Genomic DNA, 22009 nt, shown 5'->3' on the forward strand with positions numbered 1-22009 from the left:
CCCCCCGGTATTCCGCCCGGCATTCCGCCCCGAACGGCCTCTCCCCGCCGCGCAACCATCCTTCCGCGACCATGGTCCAAGTTGCGACGGAACGGTGACATTCACCTGACACGCCGCTCAAAACCGTGCGGTTTAGTATGCCCAAATGATCGCGCGGGATGCGCGGGGGTGGGGGCCTGACCAGGCCCTGGGAGGGGAGAACGACTTGAACGTGCGACCGATATCGGGGGCATCGATCGCGGGCCGCTCACGCGGCCGCAACAAGCGCCTTGCGTTGATCGTCGGCGGGATGCTGCTCGCCGTCACGGCGTGCGGCGGGGGCGGCTCGGACTCCGGGTCCGACGCCAAGGACAAGGACGGCAAGGGCAGCACGGCTGCCGCGAGCAAGCAGTCGGAGGCGGTCGTCACGATCGCCCCGAAGACCGGCGCCCAGGACGTCGACACGAGCGGCGTCCTGAAGGTGAGCGCCAGTAACGGCAAGCTGACCGAGGTCACCGTCAAGGACGACGACGGCACGGCGATCAAGGGCACGATCTCGGCCGACGGCACCGGCTGGACTCCCGCGACGCACCTCGCGGCCTCGACGAAGTACCAGGTGCACGCGGTCGCGAAGGACTCCGAGGGCCGTACGTCCGCCGAGGACTCCTCCTTCACCACGCTCAGCCCGCAGAACACCTTCATCGGCAACTTCACGCCCGAGGACGGCTCCACCGTCGGCGTCGGCATGCCGTTCTCGGTGCGCTTCACGCGCGGCATCACGAAGCCGGACGACGTGAAGAAGGCCATCGAGATCACGACCGAGCCGGCCGTCGACGTCCAGGGCCACTGGTTCGGCAACGACCGGCTGGACTTCCGCCCCGAGAAATACTGGAAGGCCGGCACCAAGGTCACCGTCAAGCTCAACCTGGACGGCGTCGAGGGCCGCAAGGGCGTCTACGGCGAGCAGTCCAAGACCATCTCCTTCACCATCGGCCGCAGCCAGGTGTCGATCGTGGACGCCAAGAAGCTCACGATGAAGGTCATGCGGGACGGCAAGCTCTACAAGACCATCCCGGTCACCACCGGCAAGGCCGGCTACGCCACCTGGAACGGCCAGATGGTCATCAGTGAGAAGTTCACGGTGACCCGGATGAACGGCGACACCGTCGGCTACGACGGCGAGTACGACATCAAGGACGTCCCGCACGCCATGCGGCTGACCAACTCCGGCACCTTCGTGCACGGCAACTACTGGGGCGGCGACGCCTTCGGCAACTACAACGCCAGCCACGGCTGCATCGGCCTGCGCGACGTGCGCGGCGGCTACGACAGCACCGTGTCCGCCGCGTGGTTCTTCAACAACTCGATCGTCGGCGACGTGGTGGACGTGAAGAACTCCACCGACCCGGTGGTCGACCCGGCCAACGGCCTCAACGGCTGGAACCTCTCCTGGGCGGAGTGGACCAAGTAGGCCCCCTTCGCCTCGGGCCCGGTGCTGTGACCAACGGCACCGGGCCCGCTGCCGTTAGTGATGGTTAACCTGCTGCCATGACCGTTCATCTCGAAGTCGCCGAAGGCGTCGGCACGATCCGCCTCGACCGCCCGCCCATGAACGCCCTCGACGTCGCCACGCAGGACCGGCTCAAGGAGCTGGCCGAGGAGGCGACCCGCCGGGACGACGTCCGCGCCGTCGTGGTGTACGGCGGGGAGAAGGTGTTCGCGGCGGGCGCGGACATCAAGGAGATGCAGGACATGGACCACACGGCGATGGTCCTGCGCTCCCGCGCCCTGCAGGACTCCTTCACCGCGGTGGCCCGGATCCCCAAGCCGGTCGTGGCGGCCGTGACGGGCTACGCGCTGGGCGGCGGCTGCGAGCTCGCCCTCTGCGCCGACTTCCGGATCGCCGCCGACAACGCGAAGCTGGGCCAGCCGGAGATCCTGCTCGGGCTGATCCCCGGCGCGGGCGGCACCCAGCGCCTCGCCCGGCTGGTCGGCCCCTCCAAGGCGAAGGACCTCATCTTCACCGGCCGGATGGTGAAGGCGGACGAGGCGCTGACCCTGGGCCTGGTGGACCGGGTGGTCCCGGCGGCCGAGGTGTACACGGAGGCGCACGCGTGGGCCGCGAAGCTGGCGCAGGGCCCGGCGCTCGCACTCCGCGCGGCGAAGGAGTCGATCGACACCGGCCTGGAGACGGACATCGACACCGGCCTCGCGGTCGAACGCAACTGGTTCGCGGGTCTGTTCGCCACCGCCGACCGCGAGATCGGCATGCGCAGCTTCGTCGAGGAGGGACCGGGCAAGGCCAAGTTCCTCTGACACCCGCCCTCTCGGCCATGTGAGGCAGATCTCTTTGAACACGGCCGTGTTCGGTTGCAATTGACGGGATGTCTCATCCGGGATGTCCCGTCCGGGTCCCTCGAAGGGGCGGTTCATGGGAACCTTGGGTCGACCCTGAGCCGCCTTGTCGAGGGAGACCGGCGATTGCCCGCACAGGATCCGTCACCGCAGGTCAACGCGGCTTTTCTGGACTCCGGCATGCCCCCGGCATATGCCGGGCGCACTCCGTGGAACGGGGTCGCCCAGGGGGCGTATTCCGCCGGAACGGCCCCCAAGGAGGCTCCGGGCGGCCATGATGGGGGCATGGCGGGGCTGGAGGGTATCGAACAGCCGCGGGGGCACGGGCGCGTGGCCGCGGCACGCTGGTCGCCTGCGGTCGAGGACGAACGGGCGCTCAAGGCGCTGGAGTTGTTCGGCAACCCCACGGAGGGCGAGATTCCGCTCCCCTCCCGCCCCGAGTCCGCCGCCACGGCCCGCCGCCTCACCCAGGTCGTCGTGCTCCGCCAGTGGGGACTGTCCCCCAAGATGACCGAGGACACGGTCCTCCTCGTCTCCGAACTCGTCGGCAACGCCGTACGCCACACCGGCGCCCGCGTCTTCGGCCTCCGACTGCGCCGGCGCCGCGGCTGGATCCGCGTCGAGGTCCGCGACCCCTCCCGCGGTCTGCCCTGCCTGATGCCGGTCCAGGAAATGGACGTCAGCGGCCGCGGCCTCTTCCTCGTCGACAAACTCTCCGACCGCTGGGGCGTGGACCTGCTGCCACGCGGCAAGACGACGTGGTTCGAGATGCGCGTCGCGGACCGCTGACGAAGCCCACGCGCACCCTCCTCAGATTCACCCGCAAGGGGCCACAACCCCCTCGAACGCGCAGGTCGTAGGTCCAGCGCCCGAGGGGGGACCGGTCGAAACTCGGTGGGCGATGTCAGTGGCGATCCGTAGGCTCGCTCCTGATGTCGACGACACGTGCAACCACCAAGGACCGGTCCGCGGTGCGGACGTTGCTGCGTTTGTGGCCGTATGTGCGGCCGGTGCGGATGCGGCTGTTCAGCGCCGCGTTCGTGGCCGTCGTCGCCTCCCTCGTGGGGCTGGTGATCCCGCTCGTCCTGAAGTGGATGGTGGACGGGCCGGTCGCCGACCGTGACCCGGCGGGCGTCTGGCTCGGGGCGCTGTACCTGCTGCTGCTCGGGCTCGTGGAGGCCGGGCTGTTCGGGCTGCGGCGCTGGCTGGTGGCGCGCCCGCTCTCGCATGTCGAGGCCGAGATGCGGGCGGAGCTGTACCGGCACCTCCAGCGGCTGCCGGTGGCCTTCCACGACCGGTGGGCCTCGGGACAGCTGCTGTCCCGGGCGACCACCGATCTGATGCTGCTGCGGATGTTCCTCGCCTTCCCGCTGACGTTCCTCCTGGTCAACGGCGTGACGATCCTCGTCGGCGTGATCATCATGCTGCTCCAGGACTGGTCCCTGGGGCTGGTGATCCTGGGGCCCGCCCTCCCCGTCATGGTGATGTGCGTGATCTTCGAGCACCGCTACGCGGTCGTGGCGCGGCGCGCCCAGGACCAGGTCGGCGATCTGACGACGGTCGTCGAGGAGAGCGTGCTCGGGATCCGGATCATCAAGGGGTTCGGCCGCCACCGCAGCCAGGCGCGGGCCTTCCGCGAGCTGTCGTCGACCCTGCGCGGGACCGAGCTGCGCAAGGCCCGGCTGCTGGCGACGATCTGGGCCGTCATCGTGACCCTGCCCGAGGTGGCGATCGGGGCGGCGCTGGTGCTGGGCACCGTCCAGGTGGCGGACGGCGAGCTGTCCGCGGGCACCCTGGTCGCCTTCCTGTCGACGGCCCTCGCGCTGCGCTGGCCCGTCGACTCCATCGGCTTCCTGCTGGCGATGAGCCAGGAGGCGGCGACGGCCACCGAGCGGTACTTCGAGGTGATGGACGAGGAGCCGGAGTCGGAGACGGTCGTCGAGAACCCCGGAAACGTGGACGCGGGCGACGGACTCCGGTTCGACGGAGTCGTCTTCCGCTACCCCGACGCCGACCCCGCCTCGCCCCCCACCCTGGACCGCGTCGACCTGCACATCCGCCCCGGGGAGTCCATGGCGCTCGTCGGGGCCACCGGCAGCGGCAAGACCACGCTCACCGCGCTCGTCCCCCGGCTGCACGAGGTGACCGCCGGGCGGATCACGCTCGACGGCGAGGCCGTCACCGCGATGACCCGCGAGGAGCTGCGCGCGAAGGTCGCCGTCGCGTTCGAGGAGCCGACGCTGTTCTCCGCGAGCGTCGGGGAGAACGTGCTGATGGGGGCGGACGACACGGCCGGGGCCGCCGAGTTGGAGCGGGCGCTCGGGGTCGCCCAGGCCGACTTCGCGCACGCGCTGCCGCAGGGCACCGGCACCCAGGTGGGCGAGCAGGGGCTCAGCCTCTCCGGCGGGCAGCGGCAGCGGCTGGCGCTGGCCAGAGCCGTCGTGGGGCAGCCGCGGTTCCTGGTGCTCGACGACCCGCTGTCCGCGCTCGACGTCCACACGGAGGCCGCCGTGGAGGCCGCGCTGCGCCAGGTCCTCGCCGACACCACCGCGCTGATCGTGGCCCACCGCCCGTCCACCGTGCTCCTCGCCGACCGGGTCGCCCTGCTCTCCGGGGGCCGGATCACCGCCGTCGGCACCCACCAGGAACTGCTGCGCGCCAACGCCGAGTACGCCCACCTCATGTCAGGAAACGGCCGCCAGGAGGACGACCGATGAGTGCCCCCGCCACCTCGTCCCCCACCACCGACGACCAACCCGAGGACCTGCCCGTCCGGGCCGCCGACGACCCCTTCGACAAGGACGTCCTGCCCACCCCGCCCGGCGCCACCGGCACCCTGCTGCGCTCCCTGCTCGCCCCCATGAAGGCACGGGTCGCCCTGACCACGCTCCTGCTGCTGCTCCAGCAGGCTGCCGTGCAGGCGGGCCCGCTGCTGGTGGCGTACGCCATCGACCGCGCGGTGCCGGCCTTCCGCGACGGCGACAACGGTCCGCTGGTCGCGGTGGCCGTCGGCTATCTGGTGTGCGCGCTGGCCTCAGGCGCCCTGCAGTACGCGTTCCTGATCGCGGCCGCCCGGGTCAACCAGGACGTGCTGCTCGATCTGCGCGGCCGTATCTTCCGCCACGCCCAGGCCCTCAGCGTCGACTTCCACGAGCGCTACACCTCGGGCCGGCTCATCTCCCGCTCCACCGCGGACGTGGAGTCCCTGCGCGAGCTCCTCAACGAGGGTCTGCAGGAGCTGGTGACCGTGGTGCTGTCGTTCCTGTACATCTCGGCGATGCTGCTCTGGCTGGACCTCGGGCTCGGCGCGGTGGCGGTCGCCTCCTTCGTGCCGCTGTACCTGCTGGTCCGGCTCTACCAGCGGCGCGCGCGGCGGGTGTTCACCGCCCGCTCCACCGCGATCGCCGCCGTGATCGTGAAGTTCGTGGAGACGATGAACGGCATCCGGCCGGTGCGCGCCTTCCGCCGCGAGGCCGTCAACGACGCCGACTTCCGGGTCCTCAACCGGCGGCACGAGCGGACGAACGGCGACGCCCTGCTGGAGATGGCCCGGTACGTCATCGGCTCGCGGATCGTCGCCAACACGGCCGTCGCCCTGATCGTCCTGTGGGGCGCCTACCGGGTGGCGGGCGGCACACTGGCGCTGGGGGTGCTCGCGGCGGCGGTGCTGTACCTGCGGCGGCTGTACGACCCGATCGACCGGCTCGGCATGTTCCTCAACTCGTACCAGTCGGCGGCGGCCTCGCTGGAGAAGATCGCGGGCCTGCTCGCGCAGACGCCGTCCGTGCCCGAGCCGTCGGTGCCGAAGGAGCTGCCCGCCCTCCGGGGTGAACTGCCCGGCCGCGAGGTCGTGTTCGACGAGGTGTCCTTCGGCTACCGCACCGGCGGCGAGGTCCTGCCCCGCTTCGGCCTCACCCTGCCCGCCGGGCAGACGGTCGCCGTCGTCGGCTCCACCGGCGCGGGCAAGTCCACCCTGGCCAAGCTGCTGGCCCGCTTCTACGACCCCTCCCAGGGGCGGGTGCTGCTCGACGGCGTCGATCTGCGCGACCTCGCCGTGCCCGAGCTGCGGCGCGGGGTGGTCATGGTGACGCAGGAGGCGTTCCTGTTCTCCGGTACGGTCGCCGAGAACATCGCCATCGGGCGGCCGGACGCGACCCGGGAGGAGATCGAGCGGGCGGCGAAGGCGATCGGCGCACACGAGTTCATCAGCGCCCTGCCCGACGGCTACGACACGGACGTCCGCAAGCGGGGCGGCCGTATCTCCGCCGGTCAGCGGCAACTCGTGGCGTTCGCACGGGCGTTGCTCGCGGATCCGGCGGTGCTGATCCTGGACGAGGCGACCAGTTCGCTGGACATCCCCGGGGAGCGGGCCGTGCAGCGCGCGATGTCGACGGTCCTGGAGGGCCGTACGGCGGTGGTGATCGCGCACCGGCTGTCCACCGTGGAGATCGCCGACCGGGTCCTGGTGATGGAGCAGGGCCGGATCGTCGAGGACGGCGCACCCGCGGATCTCATCGCGGGCAGGGGCCGTTTCGCGGACCTGCACCGGGCCTGGCGGGACAGTCTGGTCTGAGCCGTGTCCGGCGAGCAGCGAGGGGGCGTCACGCGGCGCCCCTTCTTTTTGTCCGTATATCGAACATGAATCCCCGGACAACGGACTGTTTCCGGCCAAATTTCTGACGCGCTCCTGACAGACAGCGCAATCCACTGCCACTCTTCCCACTGCTACTTCACAGCAACCCCACAGCCACACCGTTCTGCGTACCGCCTTTGTCGTGCCCGGACGGCCCACCCGCCGACCGGTCTCCCCTGGCCGCGTGATCCGCGGCCGCGCAGAAGGAGTCAGTGTTGAGAAGCAGTTCCTCTCGCAGACGCACCTCCCACACCCTGTCCCGCAAGGCCGCGGCCGTCGCCCTCGTCGGCGTCTCCGCGCTCATCGCCGCCGCCGTGCAGTCCGGCGCGGCCACCGCCGCCCCGGAGGGGGCACCGGCGGCCGGCCAGGCCCGCCCGGGCGCCGAGTCGGTCCGGCTCACCCCCGCCCAGCGCGCCGAGCTGATCAGCAAGGCCGACGCCGGCAAGGCGGCCACCGCCAAGAAGCTGGGTCTCGGCGCCAAGGAGGCGCTCGTCGTCCGCGACGTGGTCAAGGACGCGAACGGCACCCTGCACACGCGCTACGAGCGCACCTACGCCGGTCTGCCCGTCCTCGGCGGCGACCTGGTCGTCGAGACCGCGAAGTCCGGCGCGACGGAGGCCGTCACCAAGGCCACCCGCGCCACCGTCGAGGTCGCCTCGCTCACGCCCACCGTCACCGCGGCGAAGGCGGAGAAGCAGGCGCTGACCCTGGCGAAGGCCGACGGCGCGGAGAAGGCGGCCACGAACCGCGCGCCGCGCAAGGTGATCTGGGCGGCGAACGGCACCCCGGTCCTGGCGTACGAGACGGTCGTCGGCGGCCTCCAGGAGGACGGCACCCCGAACGAGCTCCACGTCATCACCGACGCGGCCACCGGCAGCAAGCTCTACGAGTACCAGGGCATCGAGACCGGCACCGGCAACACCATGTACAGCGGCACGGTGACGCTCGGCACCACGCAGTCCGGGTCGACGTACAACCTGACCGACGGGGCGCGCGGCAGCCACAAGACGTACAACCTCAACCGGGGCACCTCCGGCACCGGCACGCTGTTCTCCGGCTCCGACGACGTCTGGGGCACCGGTGCGGCGTCCAACACGGAGACCGCGGGCGCCGACGCCCACTACGGAGCGGCCCTGACCTGGGACTACTACAAGAACGTGCAGGGGCGCAGCGGTATCCGCGGCGACGGTGTGGCCGCGTACTCCCGGGTCCACTACGGCAACGCGTACGTCAACGCGTTCTGGTCGGACAGCTGCTTCTGCATGACGTACGGCGACGGCGCGAGCAACACCCACCCGCTGACGTCCATCGACGTGGCCGGCCACGAGATGACGCACGGCGTCACCTCCAACACCGCGGGCCTGAACTACTCGGGCGAGTCCGGCGGCCTCAACGAGGCGACCTCGGACATCTTCGGCACGGCGGTCGAGTTCTACGCGGCGAACTCCTCGGACATCGGTGACTACCTCATCGGCGAGGAGATCGACATCAACGGCGACGGCACGCCTCTGCGGTACATGGACCAGCCGAGCAAGGACGGTTCGTCGTACAACAACTGGACGTCCAGCATCGGCAACGCCGATGTGCACTACTCGTCCGGCCCGGCGAACCACTTCTTCTACCTCCTCTCCGAGGGCAGCGGCGCCAAGACGATCAACGGCGTCAGCTACAACTCGCCGACCGCGGACGGCCTCGCGGTCACCGGCATCGGCCGGGACAAGGCGGAGAAGATCTGGTTCCGCGCGCTGACCACGAAGTTCACGACCACCACCAACTACGCGGCGGCCCGCACCGGCACCCTCGCGGCGGCCGGTGAGCTGTACGGCACGACGAGCGCCGAGTACACGGCGGTGGCGAACGCGTGGGCGGGCGTCGCGGTGGGCACGCGGCCCGGCGGCGGAGGCGGTGGCGGCGGCACCTCCTTCGAGAACACCGCCGACGTATCGATTCCGGACAACGGGGCGGCGGTCACCTCGTCGATCACCGTCTCCGGCCGGACGGGCAACGCGCCCTCGAACCTCCAGGTGGGTGTCGAGATCGTCCACACCTACATCGGTGACCTCCAGGTGCAGCTGGTCGCCCCCGACGGCACGGCGTACACGCTGAAGGCGTACGGCACCGGCGGCAGCACGGACAACCTCTCCACCACGTACACCGTGAACGCCTCCTCCGAGGTCGCCAACGGGGTCTGGCAGTTGAGGGTCCAGGACAACGCGGCCATCGACACCGGCTACATCAACAGCTGGAAGGTGACCTTCCCGTAGGTCGCCGACAGGCTGCTCACAGAGTGCCGCCCCGGAGGACGCGTTTCTCCGGGGCGGCACCGTCTTTTTGCCAGCCGATTGCCCGCGACCTGTTGGCCCTTTACCGAGGTCAACTCGGTTTACATTCCGGCAATGTTCATTCGCCCGTCGATTTTCAGTCAACATCACAAGAGGGTCCTGACATGTACGCGACCTTGATGCGAGGCTTCGGGACAACCGCCGCACAACTTCACAACACTCCGGGCAGCATCCCCACGCCGCCCGGGCACCCCCCACTCCCAAGGAGCTTGTGTGACCTCCCTCTACGCGCGTCACAAGCGCACCACCCTGGCGATCGCCACCGCTGTCGCGGCCGGAGCCCTCGTCACCACCGGTCTGACCTCCGGTGCCGTGGCCGCCCCGACCGCCGTGGACTCCGCCGCCAAGCCGCTGGCCGTGCCGACCGCGCTGTCTGCGTCCGCCCGCACCGCGCTGATCCAGGACAAGCAGGCCGACGCGACCGCGACCGCGACGGAGATAGGCCTTGGCGCCAAGGAGAAGCTGGTCGTCCGGGACGTCGTCAAGGACGCGGACGGCACGGTCCACACACGCTACGAGCGGACCTACGCGGGCCTGCCGGTGCTCGGCGGCGACCTGGTCGTCCACGAGTCGGCCGCCGGCGTGAACAAGGGCGTCACCAAGGCGACGAAGGCCACCATCAAGGTCGCCTCCGTCAAGCCGGTCATCGCCGCCGCCAAGGCGGAGAAGCAGGCGCTGACCCTCGCCAAGGCCGCGGGCTCCGCGAAGACCGAGGCCTCCGAGGCGCCCCGCAAGGTGGTCTGGGCGGGCAACGGCAGCAAGCCGGTCCTCGCCTACGAGACGGTCGTCGGCGGCTTCCAGGAGGACGGCACCCCGAACGAGCTGCACGTCATCACCGACGCGGCCACCGGCAAGAAGCTCTACGAGTACCAGGGCATCGAGACCGGCACCGGCAAGAGCCTGTACTCCGGCACGGTGACACTGGGCACGACCCTGTCCGGTTCGACGTACCAGCTGTACGACACCACGCGCGGCGGCCACAAGACGTACAACAAGTCGCACACCTCGTCCTCGTCGGCGGGCACGCTGTTCACCGACGCCGACGACACGTGGGGCACCGGCGCCGCCTCCAGCTCCACCACGGACCAGACGGCCGCCGTCGACGCCGCGTACGGCGCGCAGACCACCTGGGACTTCTACAAGAACACCTTCGGCCGCAGCGGCATCAAGAACAACGGCGTGGCCGCGTACTCCCGCGTCCACTACGGCAACGCGTACGTCAACGCCTTCTGGGACGACAGCTGCTTCTGCATGACGTATGGCGACGGCTCGAGCAACACCCACCCGCTCACCTCGCTGGACGTGGCCGGCCACGAGATGACCCACGGCGTCACCTCCAACACCGCGGGCCTGAACTACTCCGGCGAGTCCGGCGGCCTCAACGAGGCCACCTCGGACATCTTCGGCACGGCGGTCGAGTTCTACGCGGCGAACTCCTCCGACGTCGGTGACTACCTCATCGGCGAGGAGATCGACATCAACGGCGACGGCACCCCGCTGCGCTACATGGACCAGCCGAGCAAGGACGGCGCCTCGGCCAACTACTGGTCGTCCTCGCTGAAGAACCTGGACGTGCACTACTCGTCCGGCCCGGCGAACCACTTCTTCTACCTCCTCTCCGAGGGCAGCGGTTCGAAGACGATCAACGGGGTGTCCTACAACTCCCCGACCTACAACAGCTCCACCATCACCGGCATCGGCCGCGCCAAGGCCGTGCAGATCTGGTACAAGGCGCTGACCGAGTACATGACGTCGACCACCACGTACTCGGGCGCCCGCACGGCGACCCTGAGCGCGGCGTCGGCGCTGTACGGCTCCAGCAGCACCGAGTACGCGACGGTGAAGGCGGCCTGGACGGCGATCAACGTCAGCTAGTCCTGTTTCAGGTGATGGGGCGGTACCCGGGACGAAGGCATCCCCGGGTACCGCCCTACCCTTGTCTCCCATGCCGTCCAAGGACTTCACATACGACGACGTCGGCGCGACCCGCGACCGCCCCGGCTTCTGCCCGCCCGGCTTCCACGCCCTGCACGTCCGCACCCGCCTGGGCGAGGGCCACGACCTCTTCCGGCGCGCGGCCGAGGCCGTCATGACCTGGGAGATGCACCGCGCGATGGGCGTCGGCGTCGACGCCTCGGCCGACCGCGCGGCCCCCGACGTGGACGTCACCATCACCCTGGCCGGCCTGATCAAGGCCCCCTGCCGTGTCATATGGACGGCCGACGAACACCGGCGCGCGGGCTGGGCCTACGGCACCCTCCCCGGCCACCCCGAACGCGGCGAGGAATCCTTCCTCGTCGACCGCACCGGCGACGGCACGGTCTGGCTCACGGTCTCGGCCTTCAGCCGCGCGGCCAAGTGGTACGCGCGGGCGGGTGGTCCGGCGGTGAGGGGGTTGCAGCAGGCATACGCCCGCAAGTGCGGAACGGTCCTGCGCGGCTTGTGCGAGCAGGGCCCGAAGGTCTGAACGGAGCCCCGACTCACCACCGGGGCTCACCCACCGACCGCGAACCACAACAGCTTCCCACGGCCTCCGCCGAGCGGCCAGCCGCCCCACGAGTCCGCGTACTCCTGCACGAGATACAGCCCACGCCCGCCTTCCCTGTCGGCCGGAGCGGGCGCCAGCCGGTCTCCGGGAGGTTCGCCGAACGGCGCGGGAATGTGCGGGTCGCTGTCCCACACACCCACCCTGAGCCGCCCGTCCCCCACAGCGGTGAGCCGCAGCGAGGCCGGCCCCTGGGTGTGCAGATAGGCGTTGGCGACCAACTCGGACGTCAACAACTCGACGGCTTCCAGCACTTCCTGTCTGCCGTGCCCACCGAGCACCGCACGCACGGTCATACGTGCGACACGTGCGGCTCTGGGGTCATGCGGCAGACGGAGGGCGTACGTCCAGGTGTCGGGCGGGGCTACGGTGACCATGAGGACCTCCGGAGGATGGGGAATCCTTGGAGGAACCACGCTAGAGGGCCGCCAGGAGATACATCTCCCAATCCATAGAGATGCACCTGCAGTTACCTCGTGTGGGGTACAAGAGCCACCGCGATGCCGTACGGAAGGAGGCGTCTTGCCGCCCACCGGCAACCCCACCCTGCGCCAGCGACGCCTGGGCTCCGAGCTGCGCAGACTGCGCGAACAGGCCGGCTTCAGCGTCACCGGCGCCGCCGGACTGCTCGGCGTCAACCAGGGGCGCGTCAGCATGATCGAGACCGGACGCAGTTCCGTCAGCGCCGACCGGGTGCGCACCATGGCGTCCGCATACGCCTGTTCCGACGAGGCACTCGTGGACGCCCTGGCCGACTTCACAGGGCGGCGAGCTCCCGGCTGGTGGGAGCCGTATCGCGAACACCTGCCCGCCGCGCTGGTCGACCTCGCCGAACTGGAACACCACGCGACCGGGCTGCGAGTGGCTCTCGTGATCCACATCCCCGCGCTGCTCCAGACCACGGACCACGCCCGCGCCCTCTTCCGGGCAGTGGTGCCGCCCATGCGTCAGTACGAGATCGAACACCGCCTCACCCACCGGATCAAACGACAGGGCGTCCTACACCGGGAAACGCCTCCCCCGTACTCGGCGTTCATCCACGAGTCGGCCCTGCGCATGGGCTTCGGCGGCCCGGACGTCGCCTCCGGACAGCTCAAGCACCTGATCGAAATGAGCGAGTTGCCGCATGTCACGGTCAGGGTGATCCCGTTCGGCACGGAGAACTTCCCGAGCACCGGCCAGTCCTTCGACTACGTCGAGGGTCCAGTACGTCAACTCGACACCGTGCAGTTGGACACCCACCACGGCGGTTGCGGGTTTCTCGACTCCGATGCGCAGTTGGCCAAGTACCGTGCCGTTCTGGACCACTTGGAAACCTGCGCACTGCCCCCAGCCAGGTCACGCGACTTCATCAACAACCTCGCCCAGGACACCTGAAAGGCACCGACGTGCAGACCCTCCACTGGCAGAAGTCCTCGTACAGTGGCGACAGTTCGAACTGCGTCACCATCGCCGCCTCCCCCACCGGCTCCCTCCACCTCCGCGAGAGCGACGAGCCGGACGTCGTCCTCACCACGACGACGCCCGGCCTGCGCGCCCTGATACGCGGCATCAAGGGTGCCCCGGGACAGCTGTAGAGAGGTCAGGTGCGGGACACCACGCCGCAGCTTTCCTCGCTGTCCTCCGCTAGGTCCTGACTGCGGTCGTAGGGGTCCGTCGTCGGCCCGGTCGGGGTCGCGCCCTCGGTCTCGCCCGTCGAGAACTGAGGGTGCAGGAAACCGTCGTAGACGTCGCAGGCGGAGTTGCCGATGTTCTGGTCGTACTTCAGAACGGTGATCTTCCCTGGTGTGACGACGTACTTGGCGGGATCGGAGAGCTCGACGTCCAGGACGCGACGGACGATGGTGCGGGACACCTCGGTGGCACCCTCACCGGTCTGCACCAGCGGATAGACGAAGGTGTAGTCGGCGTGTACGACGACGGAGGCATTCTCACCCGCCTTGAACGTCATCCGTCCCCGGGTCTTGACCACGTCGCCGGCCAGGCGCAGTTCGTCGGGATCGAAGCGGCTGAACATCAACAGGGGGTCGTGGTTCTTGTCCGGCTTGCTCAGCGCGGTGTTCAGCAGTTCGAGCAGGTCCGTCTGCCGCGGTTCGAGCACGGCGAGCGCGGTCTCGGGACGTTCACCACGCAGGGTGGCCGGATCGAGGTTCGCGTCAACCAGAAGTTTCCTGGTCTGCGTCAGCGCCTGCTCCACCTGGGCCTTGGACAGCGATCCGACCGGGGTCGCCTCGGGAACGACGATGCCGGCCGCGCCGTCGGCCCACCGCAGGGCCGGTGATCCCGCGAAGGGTCGGTCGATCGTGGGGGTATCAGGATCCACCGAGTCGGGCGCTCCGGTCGGGGCAGCGGTCTCCGGCGCAAGGGGTGACTCCGAGACGGCCTCCGGCTCCCCGGCCCCGAAGGGATCACCGGGCAGCAGCGACGGCCGCATCGCCACCACGGCAAGAGCGATCACGACGGGCACACCGAGAACCACCCAGAGTCTGCGCTTCCGGGCCGCTCTCCGGTCCATCTCCCCCAGGCCCGGACCCGCACGCCAGCCCGGGGGCAACTCACCGCGCGCATCCTGCTGCCGCAGCCGCTCCGAGACCATACGGGCCCGCGCGGACGGCTCCTTCGGGACATCGGCAGCGGCCCCGCGTTCGCTCTCCTGGAGAAAGGCCTGCAGCTCGTCATCGGATATGGACGAGCCGTCTTCGGGTTCTTCCGGGGATCTGCCAGCCACGGCGGCGTGTACCTTCCTTGTTGTCGTCTCTCGGACTGCAGGGGGACTGCTACCACCCACGGCCCTGTGGGAGCCCATGGCACACACATGTCAGTCCGATCGGCCCCCAAGTCCAGACCGCCGTCTCAACCAGATCGCCGGGCTGCCACTCCACCGAGGTCAACTCGCATGTGAGAGAAGGCGGTTCGCGACGGGAAGAGAACTCCCCCACGCTTGGGATTCTACGGAAACGCTCCTGCCCCGGCCGCCCCACCGCCACTTGTCCCGGAACCAGTCGAGGATCCGGAGCCCCCGCCCGTCCGTGACGCCGTCATACCGAAGGGCTCGAAGTGGGACTCGGCACGGGAGCACCGCTCGCCGTCCAGGACACGAAACTCGTCGGCGACCGCTCCCCTCGCACCAACTCCTCGGCTCTGGTGCCCCGCACATGCACCGAGCATCGGACCCAGCGCGATGCTGGGGCCCGAACAGTCCGTCTTCTGCGCTCGTTCACATTCCGCGAGGCGGCCCGTATCGCGTCGCCGGTCGCTCGTCCGGGGTCATGGGAAGATCCTGCAAAGCCACAGGCCCTGGGTAAAAGGCAGAACTACCAGGGCCGGCCACCTCTTCACCAATGAGCCAGAGGTAGAGCCATTCCGCGAACGAGAACGAGTACTCGAAGAACTCGCCCTCGCCGTTCTCTATGAAGAGTGACCCCGCCCCCAGCGCTCCCCGAGGAGCGTAGAAGATCGTTTCCCCGCGGTCGGTCGAAGCAATCGGAATCAGACCGTCGGGAGTGCCGAAGACGAGATCGGGGACGCGGAGTGAGACACGTGGGTCACCCTCGGGCTCCCCGTCGTCCCATTCGATCTGCGACCAGGCGTCGGCGGTACTGCGAATCCGCTCGCCCAGGTTCCACCGTTCGGTAGCCGGGTGGCTCAAGTACAAGTGACCGTTGATCTGCACAGGGGCGTATCCATCGACGATCTCCTTGTAGTCCGCCGGGAGCCCCACCGCCAACTCGGTTTCCAGCTTGAGCCATGCCTCGGTATCCCGGTACCGCCCTGGCGGCTCACCGAGCATCTCCAGCACCCGCTCCAGATAGCTGTCCTGCATCACTCTTCACCGCCTCGGGCAGTCAGCGCTACCACAGGTGGTTCCACCCGTGGGCGACTGAGTGTTCGTGTGCGGCCGAACCGCTGGTTCGAGCAGCGACAGGGTCCGCTGCCGCGCATCGAGGCCGACACGAATGCCGACCGGCATCGGCAGGTTCGGGCCGGCATGTCCGAATTCGACGTTGCCCAGGACCGGGATGTCACGGTCGCCGAGGACGTCGAGGACGATCTCGGCCAGGGTCGGGGACGCGTCGGGCGCTCCGGGCGCGCCGAGCCCGTCTATCGCGTCCGGAACGCCCACGACCATGCCGGAGATCCGATCGAGAATGCCAGAGTGCCGCAGTACCTGTAGATAGCTCCACACATACGATGCCTGGCCGCCCGCCTCCTCCCAGAACAGCACCGCGCCGTCGAACCGTTCGAGCGGCAGCGCGAGAGGCGTCGCCTGCACCAGCGCGATACGGTTGATCACCCCGCCGATCAGCCGGCCTTCGGTCCGACCGGCACGCCAGCACTCCCACGACGGCGTGGCCGGCAGCGGACCGATCGCCTCGCCGTCGGTCAGCAGCCTCGAGTAGAGCTTTTCAAGTTCCGCTCTGCGTGCCGCGGGCGCGGCCTGCCAGTACCCGCCCAGTCCACGGGTGGCGAGGTCGGCATGGAATCCGACCAGCCCCGTACGCGCGTAGAGCACCAGATGCAGCAGCGAGATGTCGCTGTAGCCGAGGATCGGCTTGGGGTCGGCGGTGATCGCCTCGAAGTCGATCAGATCGAGGTACCCGAGCGCCGTCTGGCCGCCGTCATGCGCGATGATCGCGCGCACCTCAGGGTCACGCAGTAGTCCATTGAACTCCTCGGCGATCTCCGTCGGCCGAGCCGCGCTCCACCAACGGTGCCGCCCCGCTTCGAGCAGCGGTGCCCGACGCACGCGGAATCCCATCCGCTCGAGCACGACCACCGCCTGCTCGAGGTCGGGCTCGTAAGCGGCATGGAGCGGCCCGGACAACGATGCGATGACGATGAGATCTCCGGGCCTCAGGGCACGAGGTCGAAGCAGTTGAGGCAGTGCAGAACCGGTCACCGGCGCAGTGTCCCGACACGTGCACCGACACGCTACTCATTTCCCGATCGACCACCCGGCAGGTCCAGCCCGCATATCCAGGCTGCGGTGCCGTACGGAGAACGAGGCGGTCGCCGCCAGGCCGGTGTGGCCGACGGCGACCTTCCGTCAGCATGTCAGCGCAAAAGCACCCCCGCCCCCTTCCCCCCGTCCTCCCCCGGCACCGCCAGCACCCCCAGCTCCGCGCCGGACGCGAGGAGTCGGTGGGACGGGAGGATGCGGACCGTGTAGCCGTAGGGGCCGGTGCGGTCGAGGGAGAGGGGGCCCTCGTAGAGCCAGCGGCCCTCCAGGTCGGGGCCGGAGGCGGCCTTGAGGGGGACGGTGGCCGCGTCGGTGATGCGGTCCTCCTCGTCGACGCGGCCGGAGACCGCCTGGACCTCGACGTCCTCGGGGGCGAGTTCGCCGAGGCCCACCCGGACCCGTAGGGCGAGGGTGGTGCCGAGTTCGGCGGTGGTGGTGGCGACCGAGGTCTCGACGTGGTCGACCGTCACCGCGTGCCAGGCGGCGCGCACCCGTGCCTTCCAGACGGCCAGTGCGCGGGCGGTGTCCGGGGTCATCGCGCGGTGCGCCTGGGCGGCGGGTGTGTAGAGGCGGTCGACGTACTCACGGACCATCCGGCCGGCCAGGACCTTCGGGCCGAGCAGGGTGAGGGTCTGGCGGACCATCTCGATCCAGCGTTCGGGCAGGCCCGCCCGGCCCCGCTCGTAGAAACGGGGGGTGATGCGCTGCTCCAGGAGGTCGTACAGCGCCGCCGCCTCGATGTCGTCGCGGTGGTCGGGGTCGGTGCCGGCGCCGTCCGCGGTGGGGATCGCCCAGCCGAAGTCGGGCTGGAACCATTCGTCCCACCAGCCGTCCAGGACGGAGAGGTTGAGGCAGCCGTTGAGCGCCGCCTTCATGCCGGACGTACCGCAGGCCTCCAGGGGACGCAGGGGGTTGTTGAGCCAGATGTCGCAGCCCGGGTACAGCTTCTGCGCCATCGCCATGCCGTAGTCGGGGAGGAAGACGATGCGGTGGCGGACCCGGGGGTCGTCCGAGAACCGGACCAGTTCCTGGACCAGGCGTTTGCCTCCGTCGTCCGCCGGGTGTGCCTTGCCCGCGACCACGATCTGGATCGGACGCTCAGGGTGCAGCAGAAGCTCCATCAGGCGGTCTCGGTCCCGCAGCATCAGCGTCAAACGTTTGTACGATGGCACCCTGCGCGCGAATCCGATGGTGAGGACGTCCGGGTCCAGGACGCCGTCGATCCAGCCCAGCTCGGCGGTACCCGCGCCGCGCTGCCGCCAGGAGGCCCGCAGCCGCTTGCGTACCTCCACCACCAGCTGCTCGCGCAGGTCGCGCCGCAGGTCCCAGATGCTCTGGTCGGAGACACGGGTGACGACGTCCCAGCGGTCGCCGTCGCCGACGGCCAGCGCGTCCTCGGCGCGCTGGGCGCCCACCTGGCGGGCGCCGAGCCGCAACACCTCGGGGGCGACCCAGGTCGGGGCGTGCACCCCGTTGGTGACAGAGGTGATCGGCACCTCGTCGGGGTCGAAGCCGGGCCACAGGCCGGAGAACATCTCGCGGCTGACATGACCGTGCAGCAAAGACACTCCGTTGGCCCGCTGGGCGAGCCGCAGGCCCATCACGGCCATGTTGAAGAGGTTCGACTCGCCGCCCGGGTAGGTCTCCATGCCGAGGCGCAGGATGCGGTCGACGTCCATGCGCGGGAGTTCGGCGTCGGGGCCGAAGTGGCGGGCGACCAGCTCGCGGTCGAAGCGGTCGATGCCGGCCGGGACGGGGGTGTGGGTGGTGAAGACCGTGCCCGCGCGGACCGCCTCCAGTCCCGAGTCGAAGTCCAGTCCGTCGTCGCCGAGTTCGGCGATCCGCTCCAGGCCCAGGAAGCCCGCGTGCCCCTCGTTGGTGTGAAAGACCTCGGGTGGGGCGTGGCCGGTCAGACGGCAGTACGTCCGTACCGCCCGGACACCTCCTATGCCGAGCAGCATCTCCTGCAGCAGCCGGTGTTCACTGCCGCCGCCGTAGAGGCGGTCGGTCACGCCGCGTTCGCCGAGGTCGTTCTCCTCGATGTCGGAGTCGAGCATCAGCAGGGGCACCCGGCCGACGCGGGCCAGCCAGATCCGGGCGTGCAGTTGCCGGCCGGCGGGCAGGGCGAGGGAGACCTGGGCGGGGGTGCCGTCGTCCTCCCGCAGCAGGGACAGCGGCAGTTCGTTGGGGTCGAGGACCGGATAGTGCTCCTGCTGCCAGCCGTCGCGGGAGAGGGTCTGGCGGAAGTAGCCGTGCCGGTAGAGCAGTCCCACGCCGATCAGTGGGACGCCGAGATCGCTGGCCGCCTTGAGATGGTCCCCGGCGAGGATGCCGAGGCCGCCGGAGTACTGGGGCAGGGCGGCCGTGATGCCGAACTCGGGTGAGAAGTAGGCGACGGCGGCGGGGAGTTCGGCGACGGCGGGCTGGGTCTGGTACCAGCGGTCGCCGGTCAGATAGTCGTGCAGATCGCCGACGGCGGCGGTCAGCCGGCGCAGGAACCGGCGGTCCTCGGCCAGTTCGGCGAGGCGTTCCGGCCGTACACCGCCGAGCAGGCGTACCGGGTCCCCGTCCGAGGCGGCCCAGCGTTCGGGATCGACGGACTGGAAGAGTTCACGGGTGTCCGCGTGCCATGACCAGCGCAGATTGCGGGCCAGGTCACTGAGCGGCCGGAGGGGTTCGGGGAGAAGGGGTCGGACGGTGAATCGACGGATCGCCTTCACATTCCACCTCGGCGTGGCGCGTTCGCTGGATGGACGTACGGCTGTGTACGCCCGGTCACCCAGCACGGTACCGGTGTTGCCCTCGCCCCTGCCGGAGGCCAGGCCCTGCCGGATCACGCAAACGGCGATATGGCCGATTCACCCCCCTAGGCCACCTTGTGACCCTTCAGCCCGCACGAGAGGCTGCCCAGAGGCGCGCCCGGTTTGCCGCACCCGGTCCGGCGTGCGCCGAGTCGAGGAGGGGAACGCGAACCATGGCACGGACGCGCACCCGGCGTCTGCGCAGGGCGGGGGGCCTGACCGCGGTCGTCACGACCATGGTCCTGTCGGCCGCGAGTCCGCCCGCGCACGCCGCATCGGAGGGGAAGACCGTCGTAGCGGAAGGGAAGACGGTCGTACCGGAGGGGGAGATCGTCGGCGCCGGCCTGCCCGGATCCGTCGGCGGCAGCTATCTCGTGACGCTGAAGGGGGACACCCGGGCGTCCTCGGACGCCGGGCGGCGCCTCGCCACCGCCTACGGGGTGAGAATCAGCCACACCTACGGCACGGTCCTCAACGGCTACGCCGTGCGGGCGAGCGCGAGACAGGCCCGGCGGCTCGCGGCCGACCCCCGGGTCGCCTCGGTCGTCCAGGACACCCGGGTGACGGTGGACTCGGCCGCGAAGAGCCCGCCGTCCTGGGGGCTGGACCGGGTCGACCAGCCGAGCCTGCCGCTGGACGGCGACTATCGTGCCCCGGCCTCGGGGGGTGCCGGGGTGACGGTGTACGTCATCGACACCGGGATCCGGATCAGCCACGACGACTTCGGGGGCCGCGCCAGCTACGGCTGGGACTTCGTCGGCGGCGACCGCACCGCCTCCGACGGCAACGGCCACGGCACCCATGTCGCCGGCATCGTCGCGGGCAGGACGCTCGGGGTCGCCAAGAAGGCGAAGGTCGTCGCCGTACGGGTCCTGGACGACGCGGGCGCCGGCACCACTGCCCAGGCCATCGCCGGCATCGAGTGGGTCACCCGGCACGCCCGCAAACCGGCCGTCGCCAACCTCAGCCTGGGCGGCTCGTACAGCGCCCAGCTCGACGCCGCCGTCCGCGCCTCCATCAGATCCGGGGTCACCTACGTCGTCGCGGCGGGCAACGGGGGCCGTGCGGCCGCCCTGGAGTCCCCCGCCGACGTCCGGGAGGCCGTCACCGTCGGCGCCACCGACCGCGGGGACGCCCGGGCCGCCTTCTCCAACTACGGTTCGGCCCTCGACCTGTTCGCCCCGGGGGTGTCGATCACCTCCGCGTCGTCCACCGGCGACAGGGGCCGCGTCACCCAGTCGGGTACGTCGATGGCGGCGCCGCACGCGGCGGGCGCGGCCGCGCTGTATCTCGCCGGGCATCCGAAGGCCACCCCGGCACAGGTGGCCCGGGCGCTCGTCGCGGGCGCCGTGAACGGCAAGGTCTCCGGCCGAGGGGCCGGTTCGCCGAACAAACTGTTGCAGGTGACCCCAGCCAAGTGACGGACCACCACGACCGGCTCCCTTCCGCGCCGACCGGACAGCTCCTCGGCCGCGAACGGGGCCGGTCTTGTGCGTAGACATACGCGCGAGTAGTTAACACAGTGCCGGAATGCGCACCCGATCAGGGTGGGAAGGCTCCCCCGGTACTCGACCCCACATCCCTCCGCCCACCCTCGTTGATGCGGACAGGAGCGGTCATGCCCGCCAAGCACCACTCGTCATCACCCCCGACACCCGGTACGCCCCGTACCCCGCGTACCCCGCGTACCCCCCGCGCCGAGGCCACCCTTGCCTCCGAAGAAGCGCCGCCCGTGGCACCGTCCGTTGCGCCGCCCGTGGCCACCGCCGTCGGGCGCATACCGGTCCTCGACGTCCGGCCCCTGGTCCAGCAGGGGCGCCGGCCCGCGAAGGCCGTCACCGGTGAGACCTTCGAGATCTCGGCGACCGTGTTCCGCGAGGGCCACGACGCCGTCGCCGCCAACGTCGTCCTGAAGGACCCCGACGGCCGGCCCGGCCCCTGGACCCCGATGCGTGAACTCGCCCCCGGCACCGACCGCTGGGGCGCCGACGTCACCCCGGACGCGCCGGGCCGCTGGACGTACCAGGTGGAGGCCTGGAGCGATCCGGTCGCCACCTGGCGGCACCACGCCCAGATCAAGATCCCGGCGGGGATGGACACCGAACTGGTCCTGGAGGAGGGCGCACGGCTGTACGAACGTGCCGTCGCCGGTGTGCCCAAGGGGGGTGGGAAGCGCCGCGCTCTGCGCGCCGCCGTCGCCGCCCTGCGCGACGAGAGCCGCCCGCCTGCCTCCCGGCTGGCGGCGGCGCTGACACCGGAGGTGGACACGGTCCTGTCCGCCCATCCCCTGCGGGAACTCCTCACCGTCTCCGAGCCGTTGCCGCTGCTGGTCGAGCGCGAGCGCGCCCTGTACGGCTCCTGGTACGAGTTCTTCCCCCGCTCCGAGGGCACTCC

17 protein-coding genes are annotated in these 22009 nt (G+C 70.1%); 12 read left to right on the plus strand and 5 right to left on the minus strand.

Features of this window, described 5'->3' with window-relative positions; all coding sequences use genetic code 11:
• Positions 1-205 precede the first annotated feature (205 nt).
• The 8 genes from ACLZN2_RS45160 (at position 206) to ACLZN2_RS45195 (ending at position 11776) form a co-directional block, all read left to right on the plus strand.
• Positions 206-1450 carry a L,D-transpeptidase gene (locus ACLZN2_RS45160; protein ID WP_416985730.1) on the plus strand — a complete coding sequence of 415 codons (1245 nt, stop codon included), beginning with the start codon at positions 206-208 and terminating at the stop codon, positions 1448-1450.
• 77 nt (positions 1451-1527) lie between these two features.
• Entirely contained in the window at positions 1528-2295 is a 768-nt protein-coding gene (locus ACLZN2_RS45165; RefSeq protein WP_359288662.1) for an enoyl-CoA hydratase/isomerase family protein, read from the plus strand.
• Positions 2296-2619: 324 nt separating this feature from the next.
• Positions 2620-3123: an ATP-binding protein gene (locus ACLZN2_RS45170; RefSeq protein ID WP_416985732.1), complete on the plus strand. Its 504-nt coding sequence runs from the start codon at positions 2620-2622 to the stop codon at positions 3121-3123.
• A gap of 143 nt (positions 3124-3266) precedes the next feature.
• A complete protein-coding gene (locus ACLZN2_RS45175; RefSeq protein ID WP_416985734.1) occupies positions 3267-5051 on the plus strand; it encodes an ABC transporter ATP-binding protein in 1785 nt (594 codons plus the stop codon).
• On the plus strand, positions 5048-6907 hold the full coding sequence (locus ACLZN2_RS45180; protein ID WP_416985736.1) for an ABC transporter ATP-binding protein: 1860 nt from the start codon (positions 5048-5050) through the stop codon (positions 6905-6907). The genes ACLZN2_RS45175 and ACLZN2_RS45180 overlap by 4 nt, the downstream gene beginning before the upstream one ends.
• Before the next feature lie 275 nt (positions 6908-7182).
• Entirely contained in the window at positions 7183-9231 is a 2049-nt protein-coding gene (locus ACLZN2_RS45185) for a M4 family metallopeptidase (RefSeq protein WP_416985738.1), read from the plus strand.
• Between the two features lie 291 nt (positions 9232-9522).
• Complete coding sequence (locus tag ACLZN2_RS45190) at positions 9523-11184, plus strand: M4 family metallopeptidase (protein WP_416985740.1); 1662 nt, start codon at positions 9523-9525, stop codon at positions 11182-11184.
• A gap of 70 nt (positions 11185-11254) precedes the next feature.
• Complete coding sequence (locus ACLZN2_RS45195; RefSeq protein ID WP_416985742.1) at positions 11255-11776, plus strand: DUF1990 domain-containing protein; 522 nt, start codon at positions 11255-11257, stop codon at positions 11774-11776.
• Positions 11777-11802: 26 nt separating this feature from the next.
• On the opposite strand, the gene ACLZN2_RS45200 is transcribed toward ACLZN2_RS45195, so the two are convergent.
• Positions 11803-12231, minus strand: a complete 429-nt coding sequence (locus ACLZN2_RS45200) for an ATP-binding protein (protein WP_416985744.1) — start codon at positions 12229-12231, stop codon at positions 11803-11805.
• Between the two features lie 145 nt (positions 12232-12376).
• On the opposite strand from ACLZN2_RS45200, the gene ACLZN2_RS45205 reads away from it, so the two are divergent.
• Positions 12377-13231 carry a helix-turn-helix domain-containing protein gene (locus ACLZN2_RS45205; protein ID WP_416985746.1) on the plus strand — a complete coding sequence of 285 codons (855 nt, stop codon included), beginning with the start codon at positions 12377-12379 and terminating at the stop codon, positions 13229-13231.
• Positions 13232-13242: 11 nt separating this feature from the next.
• The gene (locus ACLZN2_RS45210; RefSeq protein WP_416985748.1) at positions 13243-13431 is read left to right on the plus strand and encodes a DUF397 domain-containing protein; all 189 of its coding nucleotides are present in this window, start codon (positions 13243-13245) and stop codon (positions 13429-13431) included.
• Between the two features lie 5 nt (positions 13432-13436).
• On the opposite strand, the gene ACLZN2_RS45215 is transcribed toward ACLZN2_RS45210, so the two are convergent.
• The 4 genes from ACLZN2_RS45215 to ACLZN2_RS45230 all read right to left on the minus strand — a co-directional run bounded on the left by ACLZN2_RS45215 (position 13437) and on the right by ACLZN2_RS45230 (position 19534).
• Complete coding sequence (locus tag ACLZN2_RS45215; protein ID WP_416985750.1) at positions 13437-14582, minus strand: hypothetical protein; 1146 nt, start codon at positions 14580-14582, stop codon at positions 13437-13439.
• Positions 14583-15071: 489 nt separating this feature from the next.
• Positions 15072-15677, minus strand: coding sequence for an SMI1/KNR4 family protein (locus ACLZN2_RS45220; protein ID WP_416985752.1), 606 nt, complete (start codon positions 15675-15677; stop codon positions 15072-15074).
• Positions 15678-15683: 6 nt separating this feature from the next.
• Positions 15684-16754, minus strand: a complete 1071-nt coding sequence (locus ACLZN2_RS45225) for a S66 peptidase family protein (RefSeq protein WP_416985754.1) — start codon at positions 16752-16754, stop codon at positions 15684-15686.
• 155 nt (positions 16755-16909) lie between these two features.
• Positions 16910-19534, minus strand: a complete 2625-nt coding sequence (locus tag ACLZN2_RS45230; RefSeq protein WP_416985760.1) for a glycosyltransferase family 1 protein — start codon at positions 19532-19534, stop codon at positions 16910-16912.
• A gap of 254 nt (positions 19535-19788) precedes the next feature.
• On the opposite strand from ACLZN2_RS45230, the gene ACLZN2_RS45235 reads away from it, so the two are divergent.
• Entirely contained in the window at positions 19789-21036 is a 1248-nt protein-coding gene (locus ACLZN2_RS45235) for a S8 family peptidase (RefSeq protein WP_416985756.1), read from the plus strand.
• A gap of 197 nt (positions 21037-21233) precedes the next feature.
• Positions 21234-22009 (plus strand): maltotransferase domain-containing protein (locus ACLZN2_RS45240; RefSeq protein WP_416985758.1); only part of this gene is annotated, 776 nt, incomplete at its 3' end.

Source organism: Streptomyces sp. T028, from assembly GCF_048159505.1.
GTDB lineage: Bacteria > Actinomycetota > Actinomycetes > Streptomycetales > Streptomycetaceae > Streptomyces.